This is a genomic window from Streptomyces sp. ML-6 (assembly GCF_030116705.1).
In the GTDB taxonomy this organism is placed as follows: domain Bacteria; phylum Actinomycetota; class Actinomycetes; order Streptomycetales; family Streptomycetaceae; genus Streptomyces.
Genome location: NZ_JAOTIK010000001.1, coordinates 1,168,716 through 1,193,690 on the forward strand (window position 1 = coordinate 1,168,716; position 24,975 = coordinate 1,193,690).

Annotated in this window: 22 protein-coding genes; 5 read left to right on the forward strand and 17 right to left on the reverse strand. The window is 72.8% G+C overall.

All coding sequences use genetic code 11. The features are described from left to right. Window positions 1-135: 135 nt before the first annotated feature. From OCT49_RS05110 to OCT49_RS05145, 8 genes are all read right to left on the reverse strand, one after another. Window positions 136-1,035 (reverse strand): TrmH family RNA methyltransferase, encoded by a 900-nt coding sequence (locus OCT49_RS05110; RefSeq protein WP_283850698.1) that lies wholly within the window; start codon window positions 1,033-1,035, stop codon window positions 136-138. Between the two features lie 99 nt (window positions 1,036-1,134). Further along, window positions 1,135-2,397, reverse strand: coding sequence for a uroporphyrinogen-III C-methyltransferase (gene cobA, locus OCT49_RS05115; protein WP_283850699.1), 1,263 nt, complete (start codon window positions 2,395-2,397; stop codon window positions 1,135-1,137). A gap of 171 nt (window positions 2,398-2,568) precedes the next feature. Further along, entirely contained in the window at window positions 2,569-6,321 is a 3,753-nt protein-coding gene (gene cobT / locus OCT49_RS05120) for a nicotinate-nucleotide--dimethylbenzimidazole phosphoribosyltransferase (RefSeq protein WP_283850700.1), read from the reverse strand. A 332-nt stretch (window positions 6,322-6,653) separates the two neighbouring features. Beyond that, the gene (cbiE, locus tag OCT49_RS05125; RefSeq protein WP_283850701.1) at window positions 6,654-7,892 is read right to left on the reverse strand and encodes a precorrin-6y C5,15-methyltransferase (decarboxylating) subunit CbiE; all 1,239 of its coding nucleotides are present in this window, start codon (window positions 7,890-7,892) and stop codon (window positions 6,654-6,656) included. A gap of 105 nt (window positions 7,893-7,997) precedes the next feature. Beyond that, on the reverse strand, window positions 7,998-8,684 hold the full coding sequence (locus tag OCT49_RS05130) for a GNAT family N-acetyltransferase (protein ID WP_283850702.1): 687 nt from the start codon (window positions 8,682-8,684) through the stop codon (window positions 7,998-8,000). Between the two features lie 104 nt (window positions 8,685-8,788). Next, the gene (locus tag OCT49_RS05135; protein WP_283850703.1) at window positions 8,789-9,655 is read right to left on the reverse strand and encodes a MetQ/NlpA family ABC transporter substrate-binding protein; all 867 of its coding nucleotides are present in this window, start codon (window positions 9,653-9,655) and stop codon (window positions 8,789-8,791) included. Between the two features lie 73 nt (window positions 9,656-9,728). Further along, a complete protein-coding gene (locus tag OCT49_RS05140) occupies window positions 9,729-10,400 on the reverse strand; it encodes a methionine ABC transporter permease (protein WP_283850704.1) in 672 nt (223 codons plus the stop codon). Then, window positions 10,397-11,458 carry a methionine ABC transporter ATP-binding protein gene (locus tag OCT49_RS05145; protein WP_283850705.1) on the reverse strand — a complete coding sequence of 354 codons (1,062 nt, stop codon included), beginning with the start codon at window positions 11,456-11,458 and terminating at the stop codon, window positions 10,397-10,399. The genes OCT49_RS05140 and OCT49_RS05145 overlap by 4 nt, the downstream gene beginning before the upstream one ends. Before the next feature lie 630 nt (window positions 11,459-12,088). Between OCT49_RS05145 and OCT49_RS05150 the strand changes: the two genes are divergently transcribed. After that, window positions 12,089-12,448 carry a hypothetical protein gene (locus OCT49_RS05150; protein WP_283850706.1) on the forward strand — a complete coding sequence of 120 codons (360 nt, stop codon included), beginning with the start codon at window positions 12,089-12,091 and terminating at the stop codon, window positions 12,446-12,448. A gap of 2 nt (window positions 12,449-12,450) precedes the next feature. Next, the gene (locus tag OCT49_RS05155; RefSeq protein WP_283850707.1) at window positions 12,451-12,888 is read left to right on the forward strand and encodes a hypothetical protein; all 438 of its coding nucleotides are present in this window, start codon (window positions 12,451-12,453) and stop codon (window positions 12,886-12,888) included. 258 nt (window positions 12,889-13,146) lie between these two features. Here the strand turns inward: OCT49_RS05155 and OCT49_RS05160 are convergent, their stop codons facing one another. The 3 genes from OCT49_RS05160 to OCT49_RS05170 form a co-directional block, all read right to left on the reverse strand. Continuing rightward, window positions 13,147-13,650 (reverse strand): GNAT family N-acetyltransferase, encoded by a 504-nt coding sequence (locus tag OCT49_RS05160; protein ID WP_283850708.1) that lies wholly within the window; start codon window positions 13,648-13,650, stop codon window positions 13,147-13,149. A gap of 36 nt (window positions 13,651-13,686) precedes the next feature. After that, on the reverse strand, window positions 13,687-14,253 hold the full coding sequence (locus tag OCT49_RS05165; protein ID WP_283850709.1) for a sigma-70 family RNA polymerase sigma factor: 567 nt from the start codon (window positions 14,251-14,253) through the stop codon (window positions 13,687-13,689). Window positions 14,254-14,368: 115 nt separating this feature from the next. Next, complete coding sequence (locus tag OCT49_RS05170) at window positions 14,369-15,547, reverse strand: glycerophosphodiester phosphodiesterase (protein WP_283850710.1); 1,179 nt, start codon at window positions 15,545-15,547, stop codon at window positions 14,369-14,371. A gap of 234 nt (window positions 15,548-15,781) precedes the next feature. Here OCT49_RS05170 and OCT49_RS05175 point away from each other — a divergent pair, with 234 nt between their 5' ends. Beyond that, complete coding sequence (locus OCT49_RS05175; protein WP_283850711.1) at window positions 15,782-16,453, forward strand: lysophospholipid acyltransferase family protein; 672 nt, start codon at window positions 15,782-15,784, stop codon at window positions 16,451-16,453. Between the two features lie 99 nt (window positions 16,454-16,552). Here the strand turns inward: OCT49_RS05175 and OCT49_RS05180 are convergent, their stop codons facing one another. Continuing rightward, window positions 16,553-18,097: an MFS transporter gene (locus tag OCT49_RS05180; RefSeq protein WP_283850712.1), complete on the reverse strand. Its 1,545-nt coding sequence runs from the start codon at window positions 18,095-18,097 to the stop codon at window positions 16,553-16,555. Beyond that, a complete protein-coding gene (locus tag OCT49_RS05185) occupies window positions 18,094-18,645 on the reverse strand; it encodes a TetR/AcrR family transcriptional regulator (RefSeq protein WP_283850713.1) in 552 nt (183 codons plus the stop codon). The genes OCT49_RS05180 and OCT49_RS05185 overlap by 4 nt, the downstream gene beginning before the upstream one ends. Before the next feature lie 85 nt (window positions 18,646-18,730). Here OCT49_RS05185 and OCT49_RS05190 point away from each other — a divergent pair, with 85 nt between their 5' ends. Then, the gene (locus OCT49_RS05190; RefSeq protein WP_283850714.1) at window positions 18,731-19,270 is read left to right on the forward strand and encodes an HAD domain-containing protein; all 540 of its coding nucleotides are present in this window, start codon (window positions 18,731-18,733) and stop codon (window positions 19,268-19,270) included. A gap of 66 nt (window positions 19,271-19,336) precedes the next feature. Here the strand turns inward: OCT49_RS05190 and OCT49_RS05195 are convergent, their stop codons facing one another. The 4 genes from OCT49_RS05195 to OCT49_RS05210 form a co-directional block, all read right to left on the reverse strand. Then, window positions 19,337-20,209, reverse strand: a complete 873-nt coding sequence (locus tag OCT49_RS05195; protein WP_283850715.1) for a sigma-70 family RNA polymerase sigma factor — start codon at window positions 20,207-20,209, stop codon at window positions 19,337-19,339. Window positions 20,210-20,380: 171 nt separating this feature from the next. Further along, window positions 20,381-21,352, reverse strand: a complete 972-nt coding sequence (locus OCT49_RS05200; RefSeq protein WP_283850716.1) for an aldo/keto reductase — start codon at window positions 21,350-21,352, stop codon at window positions 20,381-20,383. Window positions 21,353-21,467: 115 nt separating this feature from the next. Continuing rightward, window positions 21,468-22,901: an argininosuccinate lyase gene (gene argH, locus OCT49_RS05205; protein WP_283850717.1), complete on the reverse strand. Its 1,434-nt coding sequence runs from the start codon at window positions 22,899-22,901 to the stop codon at window positions 21,468-21,470. An 88-nt stretch (window positions 22,902-22,989) separates the two neighbouring features. Beyond that, complete coding sequence (locus tag OCT49_RS05210) at window positions 22,990-24,183, reverse strand: argininosuccinate synthase (protein WP_283850718.1); 1,194 nt, start codon at window positions 24,181-24,183, stop codon at window positions 22,990-22,992. 163 nt (window positions 24,184-24,346) lie between these two features. On the opposite strand from OCT49_RS05210, the gene OCT49_RS05215 reads away from it, so the two are divergent. Beyond that, entirely contained in the window at window positions 24,347-24,946 is a 600-nt protein-coding gene (locus tag OCT49_RS05215) for a pyridoxamine 5'-phosphate oxidase family protein (protein ID WP_283850719.1), read from the forward strand. The last annotated feature ends 29 nt before the right edge of the window (window positions 24,947-24,975 follow it).

A 24,975-nucleotide genomic window follows, 5' to 3' on the forward strand; every position in this document is an offset into this window, starting at 1 on the left:
TCCGATCGGTTGACCCCGGCCCTCCCGGGTCCATCGGTCCGGAAGGGGGTGCGGGCGTGCGGGCCCGCCCCGACGACTTCCGCCCGTACGTTCCGCGAGGGGCGGGGCGTACGGGCGGATACGGCGCGCCCGGGGTCAGGCCGTTCGCGTCCTGGTGGCGTAGAAGGCCACCGCCGAGGCGGCCGCCACGTTGAGGGAGTCGACCCCGGCGTCCATCGGGATGCGGACGTGCTCGTCGACCGCGGCGAGGGTCCCGGGGGTGAGTCCGGCGCCCTCCGTGCCGAAGACCAGCGCGAGCTTCTCGTCGTCGCGCGCGGCGAGTTCGTCGAGGGTGATCGCCCGTTCGCTCAGGCAGAGGGCGGCGAGCGTGAACCCCGCGGAACGCAGGATCCCGATGTCCTTCGGCCAGGACTCCAGCCGGGTCCACGGCACCTGGAAGACGCCTCCCATCGAGACCTTCACGGACCTCCGGTAGAAGGGGTCGGCGCAGCGCGGGGTGAGCAGGACCGCGTCGATGCCGAGGGCGGCGGCGTTCCTGAAGGCGGCGCCCAGGTTGGCGTGGTCGACGATGTCCTCGAAGACGGCGACGCGCCGGACCGTGCGGTCCCCCGGGCCCGGGGGCGGCACCGCCGCGGGGCCGGTGCGGTCCTCGGCCGCCGTCTCTGCGACCGCCGGGCCGAAGGCCGTGGTCAGCAGCTCGTCCGCCGTCGGCAGCGGCCTGCGCTGCATCGAGGCGAGTGCACCGCGGTGGACGTGGTAGCCGGTGACGCGCTCGGCCAGTTCGGGGCTGACCGCGTACACCGGGGCCGGGACCTCGTCGATGACGTCCCGCATCAGGTCGATCCACTTCGCCGAGAGCAGCATGGACCGCATCTCGTACCCGGCGTGCCTGGCGCGTCTGATCACCTTCTCGCCCTCGGCGATGAACAGCCCCTCGGCGGGCTCCCGTCTGCGCCGGAGCTCGACGTCGGTCAGCCCGGTGTAGTCGTGCAGACGGGGGTCGTCGGGGTCGTCGATGGTGATGAGGTCGGCCACGGGTTCGATACTGCCTTGTCCGGTGTGTGGTGCCAACGGATGGGAAGAAGTTCCGTTACCGCCGGTTACTCGATGGGGTCCGCGAGGTGTCCATGCCGGTCATTCGGCGGGGAGCGGGGTGATGTCCGCGCCGACCGCGACGACCTCGCCGATGACGATGACCGCCGGGGGGCGCACCTCCTCGGCCGCGGCCCGTTCGGCGACGGTCTCCAGGGTGGCGTCCACCCGGCGCTGGGCGGCGGTGGTGCCTTCCTGGACCAGGGCGACCGGGGTGTCGGGGGCCTTGCCGTGGGCGATGAGGGCACGGGCGATGGCGCCGATCTTGTCGACGGCCATCAGGAGCACCAGGGTGCCGCGCAGTCTGGCGATGGCCTCCCAGTCCACCAGCGAGCGTTCGTCGTCGGGGGCGACGTGACCGCTCACGACGGTGAACTCGTGGGCCACCCCCCGGTGGGTGACGGGGATTCCGGCCGCGCCGGGCACGGAGATCGAGCTGGAGATGCCCGGGACGACGGTGCAGGCGATGCCCTCGGCGGCGAGCGCCTGGGCCTCCTCCATGCCGCGGCCGAAGACGAACGGGTCGCCGCCCTTGAGCCGGACGACGGCCTTGCCCGCCTTGGCGTGGTCGATGAGCGCCTGGTTGATGGCCTCCTGGGCCATGTAGCGGCCGTACGGGATCTTCGCGGCGTCGATCACCTCGACGTGCGGCGGCAGTTCGTCGAGCAGGTCGCGCGGGCCGAGCCGGTCGGCGATGACGACGTCGGCCCCGGCGAGGAGGCGGCGGCCGCGGACCGTGATCAGGTCGGGGTCACCGGGCCCGCCGCCGACCAGGGCCACGCCGGGGGCCCGGGTGCGGTGGTGGGGTGCGGCGAGGGTGCCGTCGCGCAGGCCCTCGACGATGGCGTCGCGGACGGCGGCGCAGTGGCGCGGGTCGCGGTCGTGGGTGCCGGCGGTGAGGACGGCGACAGTGATGTTCTCGCCGCGGCCGGTGGCCGGGGTCCAGGCGGTGGCGGCGTCGGCGTCGTCGCTGCGGACGCACCAGATCCGGTTGCGTTCGGCCTCGGCCGACGCGGCATCGTTCGCGGCGAGGTCGTCGGACGCGACGAGGACGTACCAGGCACCGGCCAGGTCCCCGTCGGCGTACCGGCGGCGCTCCCAGCGGATCTCGCCGGCGTCGGCCATCGCCTCGACGGACGGGGTCGCGGCCGGGGACACGAGGACGATGTCGGCGCCCGCCGCGATGAGCGCGGGGAGGCGGCGCTGGGCGACCTGGCCGCCGCCGATCACGACGACGCGACGGCCGCCGAGCCGCAGTCCGACGGGGTACGCGGGGTGATCGGTGCGCTCTGCGTGCTCGGCCATGGCGGTGCGGGCTCCTCGTGCAGGGGACTGAATGCGGAGGCCGCTGCGGCGGTGGAGCGGCTGTGACGTGCGGGTTCGCGGGGGCGGGTCAACGATACGCGGTGGGGCGGCCGAGGCGCGTCGGGGAGCGGGCGGGGCGCACTTCTCGCCCGCCCGCTCCCCGTCCCCGGGTTACTTCTCCGTGACGCCCGCCGCGTCGAACGTCGCCACCTCGTGCATGGCCCGCGCCGCGCTCTGCACGATCGGCAGTGCCAGCAGCGCGCCCGTGCCCTCGCCGAGGCGGAGGTCGAGGTCGACCAGCGGGCGCAGCCCCAGCTTGTTGAGGGCGGCGACGTGGCCGGGCTCGGCGCTGCGGTGGCCCGCGATGCAGGCGGCCAGTGCCTCGGGGGCGATCGCACGGGCGACCAGGGCCGCGGCACCCGCGCTGACGCCGTCGAGGATGACGGGGGTGCGCAGCGAGGCGCCGCCCAGCAGGAAGCCGGCCATCGCCGCGTGTTCGAGGCCGCCGACCGCCGCCAGGACACCGATCGGGTCGGCCGGGTCCGGCTGGTGGAATTCGAGGGCCCGGCGGACCACGTCGACCTTGCGGGCGTGCATCTCGTCGTTGATGCCGGTGCCGCGACCGGTCACCTCGGCCGGGTCCAGGCCCGTGTACACGCAGATCAGCGCGGCCGACGCGGTGGTGTTGGCGATGCCCATCTCACCGGTGAGCAGGCCCTTGTTGCCGGCTGCGACCAGGTCGCGGGCGGTCTCGATGCCGACCTCGATCGCCGCGAGCACCTCTTCGCGGGTCAGCGCGGGGCCGGTGGTGAAGTCGGCCGTCCCGGCCCGGACCTTGCGGGGCAGGAGGCCGGGCGTCGCGGGCAGTTCCGCGGCCACGCCGACGTCGATCACGCACACCTCGGCGCCGACCTGGGACGCGAACGCGTTGCAGACCGCGCCGCCGCCGAGGAAGTTGGCGACCATCTGGCCGGTGACCTCCTGCGGCCAGGCGGTGACGCCCTGGGCGTGCACCCCGTGGTCGCCCGCGAAGATCGCGACGGCCGCGGGCTCCGGGATCGGCGGCGGGCACACCCGGGAGAGCCCGGCCAGCTGCGCGGAGATGATCTCCAGCATGCCGAGGGCCCCGGCGGGCTTGGTCATCCGCTTCTGGCGCTCCCACGCCTCGCCGAGCGCCTTGGCGTCCAGTGGGCGGATGTTGGTGATGGTCTCCTGGAGCAGGTCGTGCGGCTCCTCGCCGGGCAGGGCGCGCCGTCCGTACGTCTCCTCGTGGACGACCCAGGACAGCGGGCGGCGCTTGGACCAGCCCGCCTGCATCAGCTCGGGCTCCTCGGGGAACTCGTCGACGTAGCCGACGCACAGGTAGGCGACGACTTCGAGGTGCTCGGGCAGGCCCAGGGCACGGACCATCTCGCGCTCGTCGAAGAAGCTGACCCAGCCGACGCCGAGCCCCTCGGCGCGGGCGGCGAGCCAGAGGTTCTCGACGGCGAGCGCGGAGGAGTACGGGGCCATCTGCGGCTGGGTGTGCCGGCCGAGGGTGTGCCGGCCGCCCCGGGTGGGGTCGGCGGTGACGACGATGTTCACCGGGGTGTCGAGGATGGCCTCGATCTTCAGTTCCTTGAACTGCTTGGCCCGGCCCTTGGGCAGCGACTTGGCGTAGGCGTCGCGCTGACGCTGCGCCAGTTCGTGCATGGCGCGGCGGGTCTCCGCGGAGCGGATGACGACGAAGTCCCAGGGCTGCGAGTGGCCGACGCTGGGTGCCGTGTGCGCGGCTTCGAGGACGCGGAGCAGGACCTCGTGCGGAATGGGGTCGTTGCGGAAGCCGTTGCGGATGTCGCGCCGCTCGCGCATGACGCGGAGCACCGCCTCGCGCTCGGCGTCGTCGTAGCCGGGGGCCGGCGGGCCGGCGGGGACCGCTGCCTCGTCGGGCCCGGGCGCCTCCGCCGCGGGGGTCTCTGCCTCGGGGGCCGGGGACGCGGGAGTCTCCGCCTCGGAGGTCGGGGACGCTTCGGGGGCCGGGGGCTCCGCCACGACCGGGGCTTCGGGGGCCGGTGCTTCGGCGGCCTGCGCCTCGGGGGCCTGAGCCGTCTCCGGGGCCCCGGCCGTCTCGGGGGCTTCCGCCGCGAGGGGCTCGGTACCGGGTGCCGGGGTCGCCTCGGGCAGTTCCTGCGGCTGGGCCGCGGACTGCGCGAAGACGATCTCGTCGTGCTCGGTCACCGTGTCCTGCACGGGCGCGGCTGCCACCGGCTCCGCGAGGGGGGCGGCCTCCGCCACGTCCACGGGGGTGGTCGGGTCGGGGGTCTCGATGACCTCCGGGCCCGCCTCGGCCTCCGGTTCGGGCACATTCGGGTTCGGTGCCACGGCGTCCGCGACGGGGCCGGGGACCTGCTCGGGCGCCGCGGCGGCCTCGGCCCCGGGCACGCCCTCGGCGGCCTCGGCCGCTTCGGCGCTCTCCACGGGCGCGACGGCCTCGGCGGGTGCGACGGGCTCCCCGGCGTCACCGGCCGGTACCGCCTCGGGGTCCTGGGCGGGCTCCATCGCGACCGCCCCGTGCTCGGGCCCGGCCACGGCGTCGGCCTCCGCGCCCTCCGGCGCGGCGGTCTGCTCGGCGACCTGTACCGGGGCCTGCTCCGCGGCCTGCTGCGCCGGGACCTGCTCCGTGACGGGGGTCGGGGCCAGGTGCGGGGTCGTCGGCACCGAACCCTCCACGGGCACGAACTGCCCCATGGCAACGGCTTCCTGGACCCCCTGGACGCCCTGGGTCTCCGGGGCTCCCTGAAACTCCTGAGCCTCCGAGGTCTCCTGGACCTCCTGGGGCACGGCGCCTTCGACAGGCACCGCGGTCTCGCCGGGTACCACGGTTTCCACGGGCGCTGCGGTTTCGGCGGACGCTGCGGTCTCTCCCTCGGGCACCGCGGCCTCGGTGAAGCCCTCGGCCGGAATCCCGGCGGGCGCCTCGGCCGCCACCGGCACCGGCTCGGCCACCGGAGCCGCCACGGCCTCCGGCACCACGGCCGGAGCGGCCTGCACCGGCTGTGCCACCGCCACCGGCTCGGCGATCGGCTCCGCGGCCGGCTCGGGGCCCTGCTCCGGAACGACCGATTCTGCTGTCTCCTCCGCCGCCACCGGAACCGCTGCGGGCTGCGCCGACCACGGGCTGCCGCCCTGCGGGAGGATCTCGCCGAGCTGCGGACCGGGCAGCACGGCCGCGTCGTCGCCCGGCGCGAAGTACTCGGGGCCGGCGGCCTGCGGCGCGGGGGCCTGGGCCTGCACGGGGGTCTGGGGCTGGACCGGGGCCTGGGGCGCGCCCGCGGGCCCCCGGTCGGCGAGCGAACGGACCACGCCGCCGGTCGACGGCCCGCCGTACGACGGGCCTCCGTCGGCCACGGCCGGTCCGCGGTGCAGCGGCCGGCGCGTCGGGGTCCGGGGCTGTGCCGCCTGGGCGGGAACCTGCGCGGGCGGGGGGACGCGCACGCCGCTCAGGTCGACCGAACCGGAGTCGCGGCCACCGGATTCATGCGTTCCCTGACCGGTCACGGCCGGGGGCTCCGCCACCGCCTGCTGAGCGGCGGCGTACACGTCCGCGGCCGGTGCCTGCGCGGGCTCCTGCACCTGCACGGGCCCCTGCGGCTGGGCGGGGGTCCCGGCGGCCGGCTGGGCGTAGGGCTGCGCCGGGGGGACGCCCTGTCCGGGCACCGGCGCCCGGACGGCGGCGGCCTCGGGGTACTGACCGGGGGCCGGCACGGCCTGCGGGTCGCTCCAGGCGCCCTGCGGGCTCGGCATCAGCAGGAGGTCGTCGTCCTCGGGCACGTGCTCGGAGGGGGCGGGGTAGGCGTAGGCGTCCGGGGCGGCGACGCCCGGCTGCTCCACCGTGCCCGCGTTCTCCGGCAGTCCCTCGACCGGGATCTGGCCGGTGTCACTCATGCGTACCCCTCGCCCATCGTCAGTGCTCCTTCGGCCCTTCGTCCGGGACGTCCGAACACGGCGCCCCGGTGCTCGTCAACAAGAACGAGCGGGCTCGCCGCGCGGCACGAAACGGTCGTGGACATACTGCATTCTCACGTCCGTTCGCCGCCGCGGCAGCCCATTTCGCCGCGGCCCGCTGTGGACTGCGCCACGTTGCGCATCCCCCGGTTCCGCCGTACCACAGCGGGCACCAAAACGGTCCCCTTTTCCGGACATTGACGAGCGAAACGACGAACGTCCGACCGCGGTACAACAATCGGCCAGCCTACCTCCCGCCGCACGCGGCCGGGTCAGGGGGCGAGGTCGGAACGCGTCGCGGAGAGCAGGAACACGACCGAGCGTTCACGCTCCGACCATGCGGCCGTGTCGAGTTCGACGGACTGGAGGAGGGAGCACCGGACGGCGTATCCGTTCCCGGTGAGCGCGGCGCCGAGCGCCTCGGCCTCGTCGCGCGTGGACGCGTGGGTCACGATGCGTTCCGGCCGGCGTTCGGTGACGGCGGTGACGACGGGGACCCCACCGCCCCCGATCCGGACGACGTCGGGTTCCGGCAGCCGTTCCAGCACGTGCGGGGCTCGGCCCTCGACGACCTGGATCTGGACCCCGAAGGCCCGGGCAGCCGCCGCGGTGCGGGCGCAGGCGGCCGGGTCGCTGTCGACCGCCAGGACCGCGGCGCCGAAGCGGGCCGCCTCCACGGCCAGGGCCCCGCCGCCGGAGCCGATGTCCCACAGGAGGTCGCCGGTACGCGGGCCGAGGCGGGCCAGTTGGGCGGCGCGCAGCCCCGGGGAGCCGCCTTCGCCGCTCGCCGCCCCCTCGCCCGCGGCGTCGTCCGGGTACGCCTCCGGGGACAGCGCCCAGCCGCGCACCCCGCGGGGGCAGGCGGGGTGGCCGCCCGCGATCCATCCGCCGGTGGCCTGCGGTTCGGGGCCGCCGCCGATGACGATGACGACGTTGGGGTCGCGCCAGACGTGGTCGGCGGCCTTGTCGGAGGTGACGACGGTGACCTGTTCGCGGTCGGTGCCGAGTTCCTCGCAGATGACGAAGGTGCGGTGGACGCCTTCGAGGAGCAGGGCCAGTTCGGCGGGGCCCGCCCCGGGCGAGGTGAGGACGGCGACCTTGTGGTGGGCGCGGCAGACGTTGACGGCGCGGCGCAGGGTGCGGGGGTGGGCGACGACGATCCGGGCGTCCTCCCACGGCATTCCGGCGCGGGCGAACGCGGCGGCGACGGACGAGACCGCGGGGACCACCTCCACCTCCAGGCCGTGCTCGGGTGCGCGGAGGTTGCGTACGACTCCGAAGAAGCCGGGGTCCCCGTCGGCGAGGACCACGGCGCTGCCGCGGTGTCCGGCGATCCGGCGGGCGGCCAGGTCGATGGAGCCCAGGCGGATGCGTTCGGCCTGCGCCGGTACTTCGGGCAGGGCCAGGTGGTGGGCGGCGCCGGCGACGAGCGTGGCGGCCGAGAGGGCGGCCGTGGCCGCTCCGGTCAGTGGTGAGCCGTCCCAGCCGATCACGGTGACCCGATCGGCCATGTGTCGTCAGTCTCCTGGAGTCGTCGCAGGTGGGGATGTTCGTGAAGGGGGCAGGGCGAGGTTACCCGGTCCGGCCCACGGAGCGTCAGGACCCCTCGGGGGAGGTCAGTTCCAGTCGTTGTAGGCACCGTAGCCGCCCGCGTCGGCGAGCTGCTCGGCGACGCCTTCGAGGTCCTCGGGGAGCAGGCCCCAGACGATCAGGTCGGTCCGGATGTCGGTCCAGCCGCCGTCCGTGCCGTTCTCGGTCCGGGTGCGCGCTATCCGGGCGTTGCGCAGGACGCCCTCGCTGATGCAGCCGAGCTTCTGGGCGACCTGCTGGGCGGCGGTGTTGTCGGCCGCGGTGCGCAGTTCCATGCGTTCGAAGCCCTGGTCGTCGAAGAGCCACTGGGCCAGGGCCAGCACGGCCTCGGTGGCGTAGCCCTCGCCGCGTGCCCAGGGGGCGGTGATGTACGCGACCTCGGTGGCGCGGGTGCGCCAGTCGGTGTGGCACAGCCGGACGGAGCCGACGAGCCGCTGGGTGAGGAACTCGGTGACGGCGAGGGCGATGCCGTCACCGCTGGTGCGCCGGGCGGGGGCGATCCTGCGGACCCAGCGTTCGGCGTCGATCCGGGTGTAGGGGTGGGGGGCGTCGGTCCAGGCGGTGACCAGCTCGTCGTTCATCATCTCGATGTACGCGGGGATGTCCGCCATGTCGAAGGGACGCATCACCAACCTGTCCGTGCTGATGGAGATGTCCGGAAAGGTGGAAGTCATGCGCAGCTCCATGCCGAAGGCCGTGTGAATGCACAGCATGCAGCATCGGGTCGCCGGTGCGCATGGTCGGGTCCGGCACGGCGGAGCCCCGCGCCCCCTCCGACGGGGTGCGCGGGGCTCGCCGGACAAATGCCGTGCGGGGGTCAGGACTTGGTCGCGGTACCGAAGGCCGGGACGATCGAGCCCTTGTAGGTGTCCTCGATGAACTTCTTGACCTCGTCGGAGTGCAGGAGCTTCACGAGCTTCTGGACGCGGGCGTCCTTCTCGTTGCCCTCCTTCACGGCGATGATGTTGGCGTAGGGGTTGCCGTCGGCCTTCTCCAGGACCAGGGAGTCCTTGCCGGGCTGGAGGTCGGCCTCGATCGCGTAGTTGCCGTTGATGACGGCCGCGTCGACGTCGTTCAGGGCGCGGGGGACGGTGGCGGCCTCCAGCTCCTTGAACTCCAGGCCCTTCTTGTCGGTGATGTCGCTCAGCTTGGCGCTGGTGCCGACGCCGTCCTTGAGGGTGATGAGGCCGTTCTCGGCGAGCAGCTGGAGGGCGCGGCCCTCGTTGGTGGTGTCGTTGGGGACTGCGATGGTCTGGCCGGCCTTGATGTCCTTGATGTCCTTGGCCTTCTTGGAGTAGAGGCCGAGGGGCTCCAGGTGGACGGCGCCGACGGAGACGATGTGGGTGTTCTTCTTCTCGTTGAAGTCGTCGAGGTACGGCTGGTGCTGGAAGAAGTTGGCGTCCACCTGGCCGGTCTCGGTGGCGGTGTTCGGCAGGACGTAGTCCGTGAACTCCTTGACCTCCAGCTTGAGGCCCTCCTTCGCCGCCAGGTTCTTCTCGACGAACTCCAGGATGTCGGCGTGCGGCGTGGGGGACGCGGCGACGACGAGCGCCTTGGAGGTGTCGGCCCCGGCGCCGGTGTCGCCCTTGGCGGACGGGTCGGAGTCCGTGCCGCAGGCGCTGAGGCCGAGGGCGAGGGCGGCGGTGGCGGCGGCAGCTGCGGTGATCTTGATGTTCTTGCGCACGAAAAGTGCCTCTTTCCGGTGGTGAGGGTGGTGTGCCCGGACAAGGAGTGCGGGCTTGTGGGGGAGGGAGGTCTCAGGTGGTGGCGCGGCCCCGGCGGGCCAGCAGGCGTACGGCCACGTCGCCGATCAGCTGGACCACGGTCACGATGACGACGAGCAGCGCGACGGTGATGAGCATGAACTGGTTGTCGAAGCGCTGGAATCCGTAGGTGACGGCCTTGGATCCGAGCCCTTCGCCGCCGACGGCCCCGGCCATCGCGGAGTAGCCGATGAGCACGATGACGGTGGTGGTGACGCCGGAGACGAGCGAGGGCAGTGCCTGCGGCAGCAGGACCTTGCGGACGATCGTGGGAATGGATCCGCCCATCGACTGGACGGCCTCGACGAGTCCGTGGTCGACCTCGCGGACGGACGTCTCGACGAGTCGGGCGAAGAACGGGATGGCGCCGACGGCGAGCGGGACGATCATCGCGGTCGGGCCGATGAAGGTGCCGACGATCCAGGTGGTGAAGGGGATCAGGGCGATCAGCAGGATGATGAACGGCAGCGAGCGGCCGATGTTCACGATCGCCCCGACGACCTTGTTCACGGGGATGTTCTGGAGCAGTCCGCCCTTGTCGGTGAGGACCAGCAGGACGCCGAGCGGCAGCCCGGCCAGGATGGTGACGACCGCGGACCAGAGCACCATGTAGAGGGTGTCGACGGTCCCCTGGGTGAGCAGCGGCTGCATTTCGGACCAGGTCACTTCGCCACCTCCTTGGTGAGCGGGGCGGGGGTCTGTACGGGAATGGCGGGGGCCGTGTCCTCCACGACCTCGGCCTGGAGGCCCTGTTCCCGCAGGAAGCCGATCGGGACGACGTTCTCCTCGAAGCGGCCGGGCAGCTCGATGCGCATCCGGCCGATCTGGTTGCCGCCGACGGTGTCCATCGCGGCGCCCAGGATCGAGATGTCGATGTTGTACGTGCGGGAGAGCTGGGAGATCACCGGCTGGGTGGCGGCCTCGCCGCGGAAGGTGACGTCGACGACCGTGCGGTCGGGGCCGGAGGCCGTTCCGCCGACCGGGAACAGCTCGTGGGCCAGTTCGGAGCCGGGGGTGGCGAGCAGGTCGCCGACGGTTCCGGATTCGACGACGCGTCCCTTCCGCATCAGTGCGGCGGAGTCGCAGATCGTCTTGACGACGTCCATCTCGTGGGTGATGAGCAGGACGGTCAGGCCCAGCTGCTGGTTGAGGTCGCGCAGCAGCTGGAGGATGGAGCGGGTGGTCTCGGGGTCGAGGGCGGAGGTCGCCTCGTCGGAGAGCAGCACCTTGGGGTCCCCGGCGAGTGCGCGGGCAATGCCGACGCGCTGCTTCTGGCCGCCGGAGAGCTGGCCCGGGTAGGCCCTGGCCTTGTCGGCGAGGCCGACCAGGTCGAGGAGTTCGAGGGCCTTGCGGGAGCGGTCCCGGCCGGGGACGCCGAGGATCTCCAGCGGGAGTTCGACGTTGCCCTGGACGGTGCGGGAGGCCAGCAGGTTGAAGTGCTGGAAGACCATGCCGATGCGGCTGCGTGCCTCGCGCAGTTCCCGGCCGGCCCGCCGGCCGCGCCCGGCGAGGGCGGTGAGGTCCTGGCCCGCCACGGTCACGGTGCCGGAGGTGGGGCGTTCCAGGAGGTTGACGCAGCGGATCAGGGAGGACTTGCCGGCGCCGCTCTGTCCGATGACGCCGTACACCTCGCCCTCGCGGACGTGCAGGTCGACGCCGTCGAGGGCGGTGACCTCCCGGCCGCGCGACTGGTAGACCTTCGTGAGGCCCGTAGTGGTGATCACAGGGGGTTTCCGTCACTGTCGAGTGCGCGGCGCGGTGTCCGCCGGGCACGGGGCATTCGTCTGAATGGGACTGTCGGGACGCTTCGACCGGACGTTCCGAGCGGGAGTTCCCGGCGCGGGCCGGCGCGGCAGGGGCCGGGCGGTGGCGTCGGGGCAGGATCGTTCCGCCGGGTGCGGACGGCGCGGGCTCGGTCTCGCTTCGGGGCGCGAGGATCGGGCGGGGGCCCTCAGAAGGTGCGCATTCGACACATACAACGAGCACCGGGCGTCGTGATCGCCTCGGTCGCAAGGATGCGGCTGCTCGTCGTGGTCATGCCCCAAGTAAAACAGACGTAACGGGCCTTGCGACCCGGCTGTCCGGATGGCGGACATCCGTGGACACCGGGCCGGGCCGGTCGGGCCGCCGCCCCGGATCCCCACCACCAAGGCCGTGACCTGCGGAAACTCACCTCGGACGGGGGCGAGGGCCGCTTCCGTGACCGGACCGGGACGGCCCCCGGCTGTGGCCAAGGCCACGGCCGGCCCCGGTTCCGGGCCCGGACCGCCCCCGGCCGTCCGGCCCTCGGTCCGGGGCGGGGCCGGGCGGGGGCGCACGCAGGGGGCGATCCGGCCCGTAATACCCTCGGCCTCATGCTTGTCGCCCTGACGGTCGCGGTCTCCGTGGCCGCGCTCGCCCTCGCCGCCTGGTGCGGTTTCGCCGCCTACCGGGACCAGCCGACCAAGGACTGGCACTTCATCGGGATGGCCGTGGTCTCGCTGCTGGCGCTGGCCCAGCTGGTGGTGGGCATCGTGCAGCTGGCCGGGGGCGAGCGGCCCGAGCAGGGCATGACGATCTTCATCGCGTATCTGATCGGGGCGTTCTTCGCGGTGCCCGCCGCGGGTTTCCTGTCGCTGGCCGAGCGGACCCGGTGGGGTTCGGTGACGGTGACGGCGGGTGCGGTCGTGCTGGCCGTCCTCGAAGTACGGCTCCACGACATCTGGGGAAACTGACCGTGACCGACACCGACCGCTCCCCCTCGGCGGCCCCCGGCGAGAAGCAGCCCTTCGACCTCGGCACGGGCCCCGGCCGGGTCCTGGTCTGGTTCTACGGGGTGTTCACCGTCGCGGCGGCCTCCCGGGCGATCGTCCAGATGATCCTGGACTTCGACCGGGCGCCGCTCTCCTACGTGCTGTCGGCCGCCTCCGCGCTCGTGTACGGGTTCATCACGTACTCGCTGGTGCGCGGGGGCGAACGGGCCCGCAGGACGGCGCTGGTCTGCTGCGTCGCCGAACTGCTGGGGGTGCTGGTCGTCGGAGCCTGGACGATGGTGGAGCCCTCGGCGTTCGCGGACGACACCGTCTGGTCGGACTTCGGCATGGGCTACCTGTTCATCCCGGTGATCCTGCCGGTCACCGGGATGATGTGGCTGCGCCGGGCCAGGACCGCCTGACGGGTCGCCCAGGCGCCGTACGCGGAAGCCGGGCGGCGCGGTTCACCGGACTCCGCAGGGCCCCGCGCGACCGGGCGCCGTACGCGGGAGCGGGCAGCCGGTCGCCCCGCGCCCCGTGCCGGGAAGCACCGGAAAGCACCGGGAACGTGCGACCGGCCGGTTCCGCTCGCGGCCGGTCGCACGTTCCGTTTGCCTTGTCGCCGGTCGCGCGTTCCGTTTGTGGCCGGTCGCGCGTTCCGCTCGTCCTGTCGCCAGGTCCTACGCGCTGGCGACGTACGCGGGCGCGGCGGCGTCCTTCTCCAGCAGGATCATCAGCACGCCGTCCCCACCGGTCTCGTTGCCCACGGGGGTGTATCCCGCCCGCCGGTAGAGCCGCAGGTTGCCCTCGCTGCGGTGCCCGGTGTGCAGCCGGAAACGGGTCGCCGACCGCTCCGCGGCCAGCGCCGACTCGGCCGCCCCGAGCAGCCGGGCGCCGAGGCCGTGCCCCTGGAGCCGCGGGTGGACGCAGAGCCGGCCGATCTCCCCGACCCCGTCCCCTTCGAGGGTGCCCCGGACCGAGCCGACGATCTCGTCGCCGAGACGTGCCACGAACACCAGGTTCGTGGCGATCTCGGCCCGCATCGAGTCGAGGGTCTGGACGAGCGGGTCGATCCGGTAGTTCCCGTACAGCTCCGCCTCGCTCTGGAAGCAGAGGTACTGGAGTTTCAAGATCTGTTCGGCGTCCTGTTCCGTCGCCGCCGAGATGATCACGCTCATGCCCATCTGCGCATGCCTCCGCCCACCTGATCCACCGGTTGTCTATCGCTCCTTTCCCCACGGTTCAGGAGCTGCAACCTCCGCCGCGAGCATTCTGCGCAGACATCCAAGGCATCGGGAACGGACGGGGCCCAAACTCCCCTGTGACATACCCAACTTTCCTGCGATTTCCCGGTAGGTGGGGTCGCTCGGCGCCAGCATCGCCGACAGCAGCCGGGCGCACCGGGCGGGCAGCCGGTCCACCGCCGCGCGCAGTGCCCGGCGTTCGTCGGCGCCGACGGCGATCCGTTCGGGGCAGCCGGCCGGATCCGCGGCGGTCTCGTCGCGGTAGGGGCGTTCGAGCCGGGCGGTGCGGCGGGCCCGGCGGGCCTCGGCCCGTACGCAGTCGCGCACCCAGCGGGCCGTGTCCGCCGGTGGCCCCTCCCCCGCGAGCCGTTCCAGCAGCCGCAGCCAGACGGACTGTTCGAGGTCGGCGGATTCGATCGCCGGGCCCGTCGCCGAGGCGGCCGCCTCGGCCAGTGCCTCGGCGCTCACCAGCGGGTGCAGGGCCCGGACGACCGCCGGGGCGCCGGGGGCGGCTGCCGCGGGAACATGATCGGGAAGCGTCATGCCCCGGCCGACGCCCGTACGGCGACGGCCGGTTGCCGTGACGGGCGCTCACCACCCGACCGGGGCACGGCCCGGCCGGGTGCTGACGCCGGTGTCGTGGGGCGTCCTACGGGGCTCAGCGTCCGGTGAAGTCCGCCGCGGCGAGCAGGGCAGTGTCCGGGTTGTCCGAGAAGATTCCGTCGATGCCCGTGTCGAAGTACGTCCGCAGCGCGCCGAACGCGTCACCGTAGGCGGCCGGGTCGGTGCCGCGCCGGAAGTCGGCGGGCAGGAAGGTGTTCTCGTTGCGCAGGGTGTAGGGGTGCAGGACCAGGCCCTGCGCGTGCGCGTCCTTCACCAGCGAGGTCGGCTCGGTGAGCCGGCCCGAGGCGTCCTTGGGGATGATCAGGTCCAGGGTGGGGCCGATGCCCTGCGCGAAGGAGGCCATCCACTTCAGGCCCTCGGGCTTCACCAGGTCCGCGACGGTGCGCGGGTCCCCGGAGGTCACGAAGTCCCAGGGGCGCTCGCCGGGGCCCGAGAGCAGCACGACGCGCGGGGTCGAGACGAGCCGGGCCAGCCGCTGGATGCTGCCGGGCTCGAAGGACTGGAGGATGAGCGGCGAGTGGGCGCGGTGGCGGTGGTGGCGACGCAACAGTTTGGCGAGCGGCTCCTCGAGGCCGAGGCCGAGACCGCGGAAGTAGGTGGGGTGCTTGGTCTCGACGTACAGCCAGACGGGCTTGCCGCGCCTGCGGCCCTCGCGGTCGGCCCAGCGCAGCACCTCCTCGAAGGTGGGGACCTCCCAGCGGCCGTCGTAGAGGGTGTTCTCCTGGCGGGTGCCGGGGATGCGCTCCTTGGCCCGCAGCGTCTTCAGCTCGGCGAGGGTGAAGTCCTCGGTGAACCAGCCGGTGAGTTGGACGCCGTCGACCTTCTTCGTCGTTCTGCGGCTCGCGAACTCGGGGTGCTCGGAGACGTCGGTGGTGGCGGTGATGTCGTTCTCGTGGCGGCAGACCAGGTGGCCGTCCTTGGTCGGCACCAGGTCCTGCTCGATGACGTGCGCGCCCATGTCGAGGGCCAGCTGGTAGGAGCCGAGCGTGTGCTCGGGCCGGTAGCCGCTGGCGCCGCGGTGCCCGATGACGGTGGGGACCGGCAGGTCGAGGCGGAAGCCGTGCCCGCCGGGCCGACCGGAGGTGCTCGCCGCGGGGTTGCCTGCGGCGCCGGCCGGGCCGCCGGCCAGCCCGAGGGCGGCCGTGCCCAGTACGGCGGCGCCCGCTCCCAGCATCGTTCTGCGGGCGGGACCGGTCTGCGCGCGCTCTGTCATGAATGCTCCTCGCGTGTGATGTCTGGCACCTGTCGGGCGCGGCCCGAGCGTAAGCAGCAGTACGGTCGTGGAGGCAGCTCCTGGACGAACATGGCGGAAACTCGTGTCAACACCCCCTGTCCGCCGGTCGAACCCGACGTGCGATCAGCGAGAAGCCGCGAGTATCGTCCTCACCTGCATGGACCGTCACGATCCCGCACCTCGGCCGGCCCGGCCGCTACCCCGGAGGAACCGTTGTCCCGACTCGCACTCATCAAGGCAGTGCTCGGACCGATCTTGCGCCTGATGTTCCGCCCCCGGGTGGAGGGGGCGGAGAACATTCCCGGGGACGGTCCGGTGATCCTCGCGGGCAACCATCTGACCTTCATCGACTCGATGATCATGCCGATCTGCTGCGACCGGCCGGTGTTCTACATCGGCAAGGACGAGTACGTGACGGGCAAGGGCCTCAAGGGCCGGGCGATGGCCTGGTTCTTCACCGGCTGCGGCATGATCCCGGTGGACCGGGACGGCGGACGCGGCGGTGTCGCGGCGCTGATGACGGGTCGTCGGGTGCTGGAGGAGGGCAAGGCGTTCGCCATCTACCCGGAGGGCACCCGCTCCCCGGACGGCCGGCTGTACCGGGGCCGTACGGGCATCGCCCGGCTGACGCTGATGACGGGCGCGCCGGTGGTGCCGTTCGCGATGATCGGCACGGACAAGCTGCAGCCCGGCGGGGCCGGTCTGCCCCGCCCCGGCAAGGTGACGGTCCGGTTCGGCGAGCCGATGGAGTTCTCCCGCTACGAGGGCATGGACCGCGACCGCTACGTGCTGCGGGCGGTGACCGACTCCGTGATGGCCGAGGTGATGCGGCTGTCCGGCCAGGAGTACGTCGACATGTACGCCACGAAGGCCAAGGCCGCGTGAGCCGGGGCGCGCCGCGCCGACCATGACGTGGGAAGGGTCCGTACCCCCGGGGGTGCGGACCCTTCCCGTGTTCCCGCGCGCCGGGCCGGCGGGGGGCGGTCACTGGTGGACGATGCCCTCCTCCAGCTTCTGGCCCCGCAGCAGGAACCAGGCGGCGACCGCCGTCGCCAGCAGGACCGCGGCGCCGACGCCCGCGGCGACCCGCAGCCCGTCCACGAACGCCTCCTGTGCCGCGGCGAGCAGTTCCTGTCCCTGGGGGCCGGGCAGCCCGTGGGTCGCCTCGACCGCGCCGCCCAGCGACTCGTGGGCGGCCGCGGCGTGGTCGGCCGGGACGCCCGCGGGTGATTCGAAGTTCTGGTAGACGCCGGTGACGATGGAGCCGAGCAGGGCGATGCCGAGGGCCGCGCCGAGTTCGTACGCCGTCTCCGAGACCGCTCCGGCGGAACCCGCCTGTTCCTTCGGGACGCTGGAGAGGATCACGTCGGAGGTGACGGTGAAGGCGAAGCCCGCGCCGAGGCCGACGACCAGGAGCACCGCGCCGATCATCGGGTACGCGGTCTGCTGGTGGATCAGGGTGACCGCGGCGAGCGCCAGGCCGACCGCCCCGAGGCCGCCGGTCACCACCGAGCGCACCGAGAAGCGCCGGGCCGCCTTTCCGGCGAGCAGGCCCGCGACGACCGCGCCGATGGCCGCCGGGAGTTCGGCGAGACCGGCCTCCAGCGGCCTGCGGCCCTGCACCAGCTGGAGGAACTGGGAGAGGAAGAAGACCAGTCCGGACAGGCCGAGGATGGTCAGCAGGTCGGCCAGGACCGCGCCCGAGAAGCCCCGGTGGTGGAAGAGCCGCATGTCCAGCAGCGGCGACTGGAGGGTGAGCTGCCTGCGCACGAACCAGCAGAGCGCGGCCAGGCCGCCGATGCCCGCGACGGCGATCTCCCAGCTCGGGCCGTGCGCCGCCAGTTCCTTGACGGCGTAGACGATGCCGATCATGCCGACGAAGGAGAGCGCGACGCTGCCCAGGTCCCAGGGGCCCGGGGCCGGGTTCTTCGACTCGGGGATCATCTTCGCGCCGACGATCACGAGGATCACCATGACGGGCAGGTTGATCAGGAAGACCGAGCCCCACCAGAAGTGCTCCAGCAGGAACCCGCCGACCACGGGTCCGACGGCCGCGCCCGCCGAGGCCATCGCTCCCCAGATCCCGATGGCCAGGCTGCGCTCGCGCGGGTCGTGGAAGAGGTTCCGGATCAGGGCGAGCGTGGACGGCATGAGGGTGGCGCCCGCGACACCGAGCAGCGCCCGCGCCAGGATCATCATCTCGGGGGTGTGCGCGTAGGCGTTGAGCACGGAGACCGCACCGAACGCGGTCGCACCGCACAGCAGCAGCTTCTTGCGCCCGATGCGGTCGCCGAGGCTGCCCATGGAGACGAGGAGTCCGGCGATGACGAAGGAGTAGACGTCGCCGATCCACAGCAGCTGGGTGCCGGTCGGTTCGAGGTCCTCGGTGAGGAACGGGGTCGCCAGGCCGAGGACGGTGGCGTCGATCGCCACGAGCAACACGGCGAGGACGAGTACGGCCAGGGCGATCCACCGCCCGGGACGGTACAGCTCGTCCGAGGCCTTCACCGGTTGTTCGATACGGCTCATTGCTCCACGCTCCGGCGTGCGCCGCCGAGCAGCAACTCGACGATCATGTACTGGAAGTCCTTGCTCGCGACCCGGCCCGCCTGGACGGCCCAGGCCCCGCTGGAGACCAGCCCGTAGAGGGCCTCGGTCAGCCAGGCGGGGGTGAGGTCGAGCCGGAACTCGCCGCGCTCTTGGCCGCGCCGGAAGAAGGCGGCGACGCGGGCGTCGAGCCGGTTCCAGCCCTCGTTGACCTGTTCGCCCTCGAAGAGCTGGTTCTCGGTGACGAGGAAGGAGAGCAGTCCGGCGCTCGGTTCGACGGCCGCGATCAGTCGGCGCAGCGCCTCCTCCGAGCTCCCCTCGTCGAGCCCGGCGGCGTCCAGCGCCGCTTCGACCTCCTGGATGCCCAGCTCCTCCAGCGCTCTGACCAGCGCGTCCCGTCCGGCGAAGTGCCGGTGCAGGGTGGCGCGGCCGATGCCCGCGGCTCTGGCGACCTCGTCCATGGTGGCGGTCGATTTACGGGTCAGCAGAGCGGCGGCGCTGCGCAGCACCTGCTCACGGTCGAGAGTCATGAGACAACCATAGGCCATTTGAGACATCAATGTCTCACTGGAAAGGTCTCGCCCCGGGGCCCGGCACGGGAGGACCATGACGTCCATGACGCATGTCGCCGGGAAGCCGCTCCTGCTGATCGACATCGACGGCCCGCTCAACCCCTATCTGGCGCTCGCGCACCCCGGGGCGCCGGCCGGATACACGAGACACCCGATGCGGCCGACCGGGTGGGACCAGGGACCGCCGCTGCCGGTGCTGCTCAACCCGGACCACGGGCGGGCCCTGCGGGCCCTGGCCGGCCGTTACGAACTGGTCTGGGCGACGACATGGAAGGGCGAGGCCAACCAGTGGGTCGGACCGCGCCTCGGACTGCCCCCGCTGCCGTACATCGACTGGCCGGCGATGCACGGCGACGCCCCCGCCGGTACGTACTGGAAGACGCAGTACGTCGTGGAGTACGCGGCCGGGCGGCCGTTCGCCTGGATCGACGACGAGATCACCCTGCGGGACCGGGAGTGGATCCTCGGGCACGGGGTCACCGAGGCCCTGCTGCGGTGGGTCGATCCGGGGCTGGGGCTGCTGCCGGACGATTTCGCGGCGCTCGCCGCGTGGGCGGACGGCCGGGCCGGCGACGGGCCCTGAAGCCCCTCGGCGGCCGGGGGACGGGCGGGGCCGGTCACCGGGGCCCGGTGACCGGCGTGCCGCGGCTCAGGCGTCGAGCATCACCAGGTCCAGACCGGGCAGGCCGGCCGGGTCGTCGATCGCGAGCATCTCGACGACCCTGTCCCGCTCGATGGTGAAGACCAGGACCGAGAACTTCCCGCCGTCGAGGGCCGAGAGGACCGCCGGGCGGCCGTCGACCAGGGCCGGCTGCGACGACCGGGCGAACGGCGCGAACATCATCGCCCGGCGGGCCACCGCCTCGGCGCCCCGCACCAGGGACGGCGTGCCGGTGGCGGACCGCACCACCACGTCCGGGTCGAGCACCGCCACGAGGGCGTCGAAGTCCCCGTCACGGGCGGCGGCCAGGAAGGCGTCGACCACCTCCCGCCTGCGGGAGAGACCGGGGTCCACGACCGGCTCCGCACCCCGCACCCGGCGGCGCGCCCGGCTGGCGAGCTGCCGGGCCGCGGCCGGGGTGCGGTCCACGACCGGGGCGATCTCGTCGAAGGGCACGGCGAACATGTCGTGCAGCACGAAGGCGAGCCGCTCGGCGGGGTCGAGCGTCTCGAGCACGACGAGCATCGCCAGGCCGACCGAGTCGGCCAGCAGCGCCTGCTGTTCGGGGTCGGCGTCCGGCCGCTCGCCGGGGGCGCGTTCCTCGGGCGCGCCGGTGTCCAGGGGCTCCTCCCGGCGGGAACGGCGGGAGCGGAGCGTGTCCAGGCACACCCGCCCGACGACCGTGGTCAGCCAGCCGTCCAGGTTCTCGATCGCCCGGCTGTCGGAACGGCCGAGCCTGATCCACGCCTCCTGGACGGCGTCCTCCGCCTCGCCCGTCGAGCCGAGCATCCGCTGGGCCACGGCCCTCAGCCGGGGCCGGTTCGCCTCGAAGCGCTCCGCCAGGAACTCGTGTCCGTCCACAGTCGCGTTTCCTCCGTCGTGTTCCGTCACCGCGCCGGCGGTCGTGTTCCCCGGCGCGTCGGCGGACCCTGGTCCGTCACCGTACTGACGGACCGGACCGCACGGATGTGACGGGCGTGCCCGGCCGGGCGGGACTTCCGGGGCACGCCCCGGGGTCCGCGCCCCGGCCGGTCAGCTCCACGGCAGCCCGGCGCGGTGCCGCCAGTACGCCTCGGGCTCCTCCACCAGCGCGTCGAGCCGGGCGCGCAGCTCCTCGTCGAGGTCGACGACGGGCGCGTGCAGGTTCCCGGCGAGCTGGCCGACGGTCACCGCGCCGGAGAGCACCACCCCGGCCCAGGGCTGGTGCAGCACGAACGCCAGGGCCACCGCGTCGCTGCCCACGCCGGCCCCGGCGGCGATCTCCTGGAGCACCGCGGGGGCCTCCGTACCGGCGAGCCGCCCGTTGGCCACGGCCTCCTTGACGATCACGGTGAGCCCGGCGGCGTGGGCCTCGGCGAGCGCGGCCCCGGCCGAGGTCTCCAGCGCGTTGTAGGTGGCCTGCACCGTACGGAAGAGCGGTTCGCCGTCCACGGTGACGGTGAGGGCGGCCCGGATCGCGTCGGCCTGGGCGGGTCCGCTGGTGCTCAGGCCGACGCTGACGCCCTCCCCGGCGAGTTCGGCGAGGCGGGCGTGCAGTTCCCGGTCGGTCAGGGCCGGGCTGTCGGCGGTCACCGAGTGGATCTGGTAGAGGTCGAGGCGGTCGCCGAGCAGCGCGCCGGTCTCGGCCCGCTGGCGCAGGAACGTGTCGAGGCCGTGGTCCTTGGTCTCGTGCTCCTCGGCCTCGACGCGCCAGTCGGCGGTGTAGGTGTAGCCCCATTTGCTGCCGATGACGACGTCGTCCGCCTCCGGGTGCGCCGTCAGCCAGTCGGCCAGGAACTCCTCCGAACGGCCGTAGGAGCGGGCCGCGTCGAAGTAGCGGACGCCCTGGGCGTAGGCGGCGTCGAGCAGTTCGTGGGTGCGGGCGCGCAGTGCCCCGACGCCGCGGTCCGCGGGCAGGTCGCGGTCGCGGTGGAGGTTGATGTAGCCGGGCCTGCCGACCGCCGCCAGCCCGAGCCCGATGTGGGCGGTCGGGGTCGTCGCTGCGGCCAGCCTGGCGAAAGGCATCGTGGGCTCCTCGTCGGTCGGGTGCTCTCCCCCGTCAACGTAACCCAGCTCACGGGAACCGGAGGGCGGGGAGCGCGCGAACGCTCCCCGCCCCCGGTGTCCGCCCCCGCGGCGGTCAGTTCCTCGCGGTGGCCCAGGCCTGCTGGGCAGCGAGGTCGGCCTTCACCTCGGCGAGCTGGACGGCCACGGCCGACGGGGCGGTGCCGCCGCGTCCGTCGCGGGAGGCCAGCGCGCCGGCCACGTCGAGGACCGTGCGGACCTCGGGCGTGAGGTGTTCGGAGATCTTGGCGAACTGCTCGTCGGTCAGCTGGTCGAGCTCGATGCCGTGCTGCTCGCACTCCTTGACGCACTCGCCGGCCACCTCGTGCGCGACCCGGAACGGCACGCCCTGCTTGACCAGCCATTCGGCGACGTCGGTGGCGAGCGAGAAGCCGGCCGGGGCCAGCTCCTCCATCCGCTCGCGGTTGACGGTGAGGGTGGCCATCATTCCGGTGAAGGCGGGCAGCAGGACCTCCAGCTGGTCGCAGGAGTCGAAGACCGGCTCCTTGTCCTCCTGGAGGTCGCGGTTGTACGCGAGCGGGAGGGCCTTCAGCGTGGCCATCAGGCCGGTCAGGTTGCCGATCAGCCGGCCGGACTTGCCCCGGGCCAGCTCCGCGATGTCCGGGTTCTTCTTCTGCGGCATGATCGAGGAGCCGGTGGAGAAGGCGTCGTGCAGGGTGACGAAGGAGAACTCCTTCGTGTTCCAGATGATGACCTCCTCCGCGATCCGGGAGAGGTTCACCCCGATCATCGCGGTGATGAAGGCGAACTCGGCGACGAAGTCGCGGGAGGCCGTTCCGTCGATGGAGTTGCCCACGGAGCCGCGCTCGAAGCCGAGGTCGGCGGCGACCGCCTCCGGGTCCAGGCCGAGCGACGATCCGGCCAGGGCGCCGGAGCCGTACGGGGAGACCGCGGTCCGCTCGTCCCACTGGCGCAGCCGCTCCGCGTCCCGGGACAGGGCCTGCGCGTGGGCCAGGACGTGGTGGGCGAAGAGCACCGGCTGGGCGTGCTGGAGGTGCGTGCGGCCGGGCATCGCAACGTCGGGGTGCGCCTCGGCGAGGCCGACCAGGGCGCCCTGGAGCTCGGCGAGCAGGCCGCCGATGATCCTGGCGTGGTCGCGCAGGTACATCCGGAAGAGCGTGGCGATCTGGTCGTTGCGGGAGCGGCCCGCCCGCAGCTTGCCGCCGAGGTCCGGGCCGAGGCGCTCCAGCAGTCCGCGTTCGAGCGCGGTGTGCACGTCCTCGTCGGCGATGGTGCCGGTGAACGAGCCGTCGGCGACGTCCGCCTCCAGCCGGTCGAGGCCGGCGAGCATGCGGGTCAGCTCGTCCTCGGTGAGCAGGCCCGCCTTGTTCAGGACGCGCGCGTGGGCGCGGGAGCCGGCGATGTCGTACGGCGCGAGCCGCCAGTCGAAGTGGACGGAGGCGGACAGCCTGGCCAGCGCCTCGGCCGGGCCGTCGGCGAAGCGGGCGCCCCAGAGGCGTACGTCGCTGGTGCCGTTGCCGTTGCTCACTGCGTGCTCCTCGGAAGAACAAGGGGTGGATGTGCGACCGCCTCCCCGCACGGAGGGTCCGGGGAGGCGGTGACGTAACTGCTGGGGGTCAGGCCAGGTCACGCTTGGCGGCGATCTTCGACGAGAGGCCGAAGATCTCGATGAAGCCCTGCGCCTTGGACTGGTCGAACGTGTCGCCCGAGTCGTAGGTGGCGAGGTTGAAGTCGTAGAGCGACTGCTCGGACTTACGGCCGGTGACGACGGCGCGGCCCGCGTGCATGGTCATCCGGATGTCGCCGGTGACGTGCTGGTTGGCCTCGTTGATGAAGCCGTCCAGGGCGCGCTTGAGCGGCGAGAACCACAGGCCGTCGTAGACCAGCTCGCCCCAGCGCTGCTCGACCTGCCGCTTGTAGCGGGCCAGCTCGCGCTCGACGGTGACGTTCTCCAGCTCCTGGTGGGCGGTGATCAGCGCGATCGCGCCCGGGGCCTCGTACACCTCGCGGGACTTGATGCCGACGAGCCGGTCCTCGACCATGTCGATCCGGCCGATGCCCTGGGCGCCGGCCCGCTGGTTGAGCTGCTGGATGGCCTGGAGGACGGTGACGGGCTTGCCGTCGATGGCCACCGGCACGCCCTCCTTGAAGGAGATGACGACCTCGTCGGCCTCGCGCGGGGTGGCGGGGTTCTCGGTGTACTCGTAGATGTCCTCGATCGGCGCGTTCCAGATGTCCTCCAGGAAGCCCGTCTCGACGGCGCGTCCGAAGACGTTCTGGTCGATGGAGTACGGGGACTTCTTGGTGGTCGCGATCGGGAGGTTCTTCTCCTCGCAGAAGGCGATCGCCTTGTCCCGGGTCATCGCGTAGTCACGGACCGGGGCGATGCACTTCAGGTCGGGGCCGAGCGCGGAGATGCCGGCCTCGAAGCGGACCTGGTCATTGCCCTTGCCGGTGCAGCCGTGGGCGACGATGCCGGCGTTGTGCTTGTTGGCGGCGGCGACGAGGTGCTTGACGATGGTCGGCCGGGAGAGGGCCGAGACCAGCGGGTAGCGGTCCATGTAGAGGGCGTTGGCCTTGATCGCGGGGAGGCAGTACTCCTCGGCGAACTCGTCCTTGGCGTCCGCGACCTCGGCCTCGACGGCACCACAGGCGAGCGCGCGCTTGCGGATGACGTCCAGGTCCTCGCCGCCCTGGCCGACGTCCACGGCAACGGCGATGACCTCGGCGCCCGTCTCCTCGGCGATCCAGCCGATGGCGACGGAGGTGTCCAGGCCGCCCGAGTAGGCGAGTACGACGCGCTCGGTCACGGGTTTCTCCTTACGGTGCAATCACTGATGGGTATAACTATGCAGTCCTCCGTATGTTTTGTCAAAGGTGCGGGCGGGGGCGTGCCGACGGGACTCCTCCCTCGGCGTCCCGGCAGCCGAAACGGCCCTGTTCACAACGGAGTTGCCGACGACAATGGCCGGTATGGGAAAAACGTACGAACGCATCGACGGACGGCTCAGGACCTTCATCGAGGAACAGCACATCTTCTTCACCGCGACCGCGCCCCTGGACGGCGAGGGCACGGTCAACCTCTCCCCCAAGGGGATCAGCGGCTCGTTCGCCGTCATCGACGAGCTGACCGTGGCCTATCTGGACTTCGCCGGCAGCAACGCCGAGACCGTCGCCCACCTCCGCGAGAACGGCCGCATCACGCTGATGTGGTGCGCCTTCCAGGGCCCCCCGAACATCGTGCGGGTGCACGGCCGCGGCGAGCCGGTCTTCCGGGACGACCCCCGGTTCGGCCCGCTGCTCGCCCACTTCCCGGACGTGGACCCCCGCCTCCACGGACTGCGCGCCGTCATCGTGGTGCGGGCCGAACTGATCCGGGACACCTGCGGCTACGGGGTGCCCTTCATGTCGTACGACGAGGACCGGTCACTGCACGCCGGGCGCTTCGCCCGGGAGGACGACGCCTCGCTCAGCGCCTACTTCGAGAAGAAGGAGCACGTGGCGACCAGCATCGACGGGCTGCCCGGACTGCCGCTCCCGCTGCCGGTCCTGCCGGACGGTGAGGGGGATTGAGCCGTACGGAGCAGATCCGGGGGTGAGGG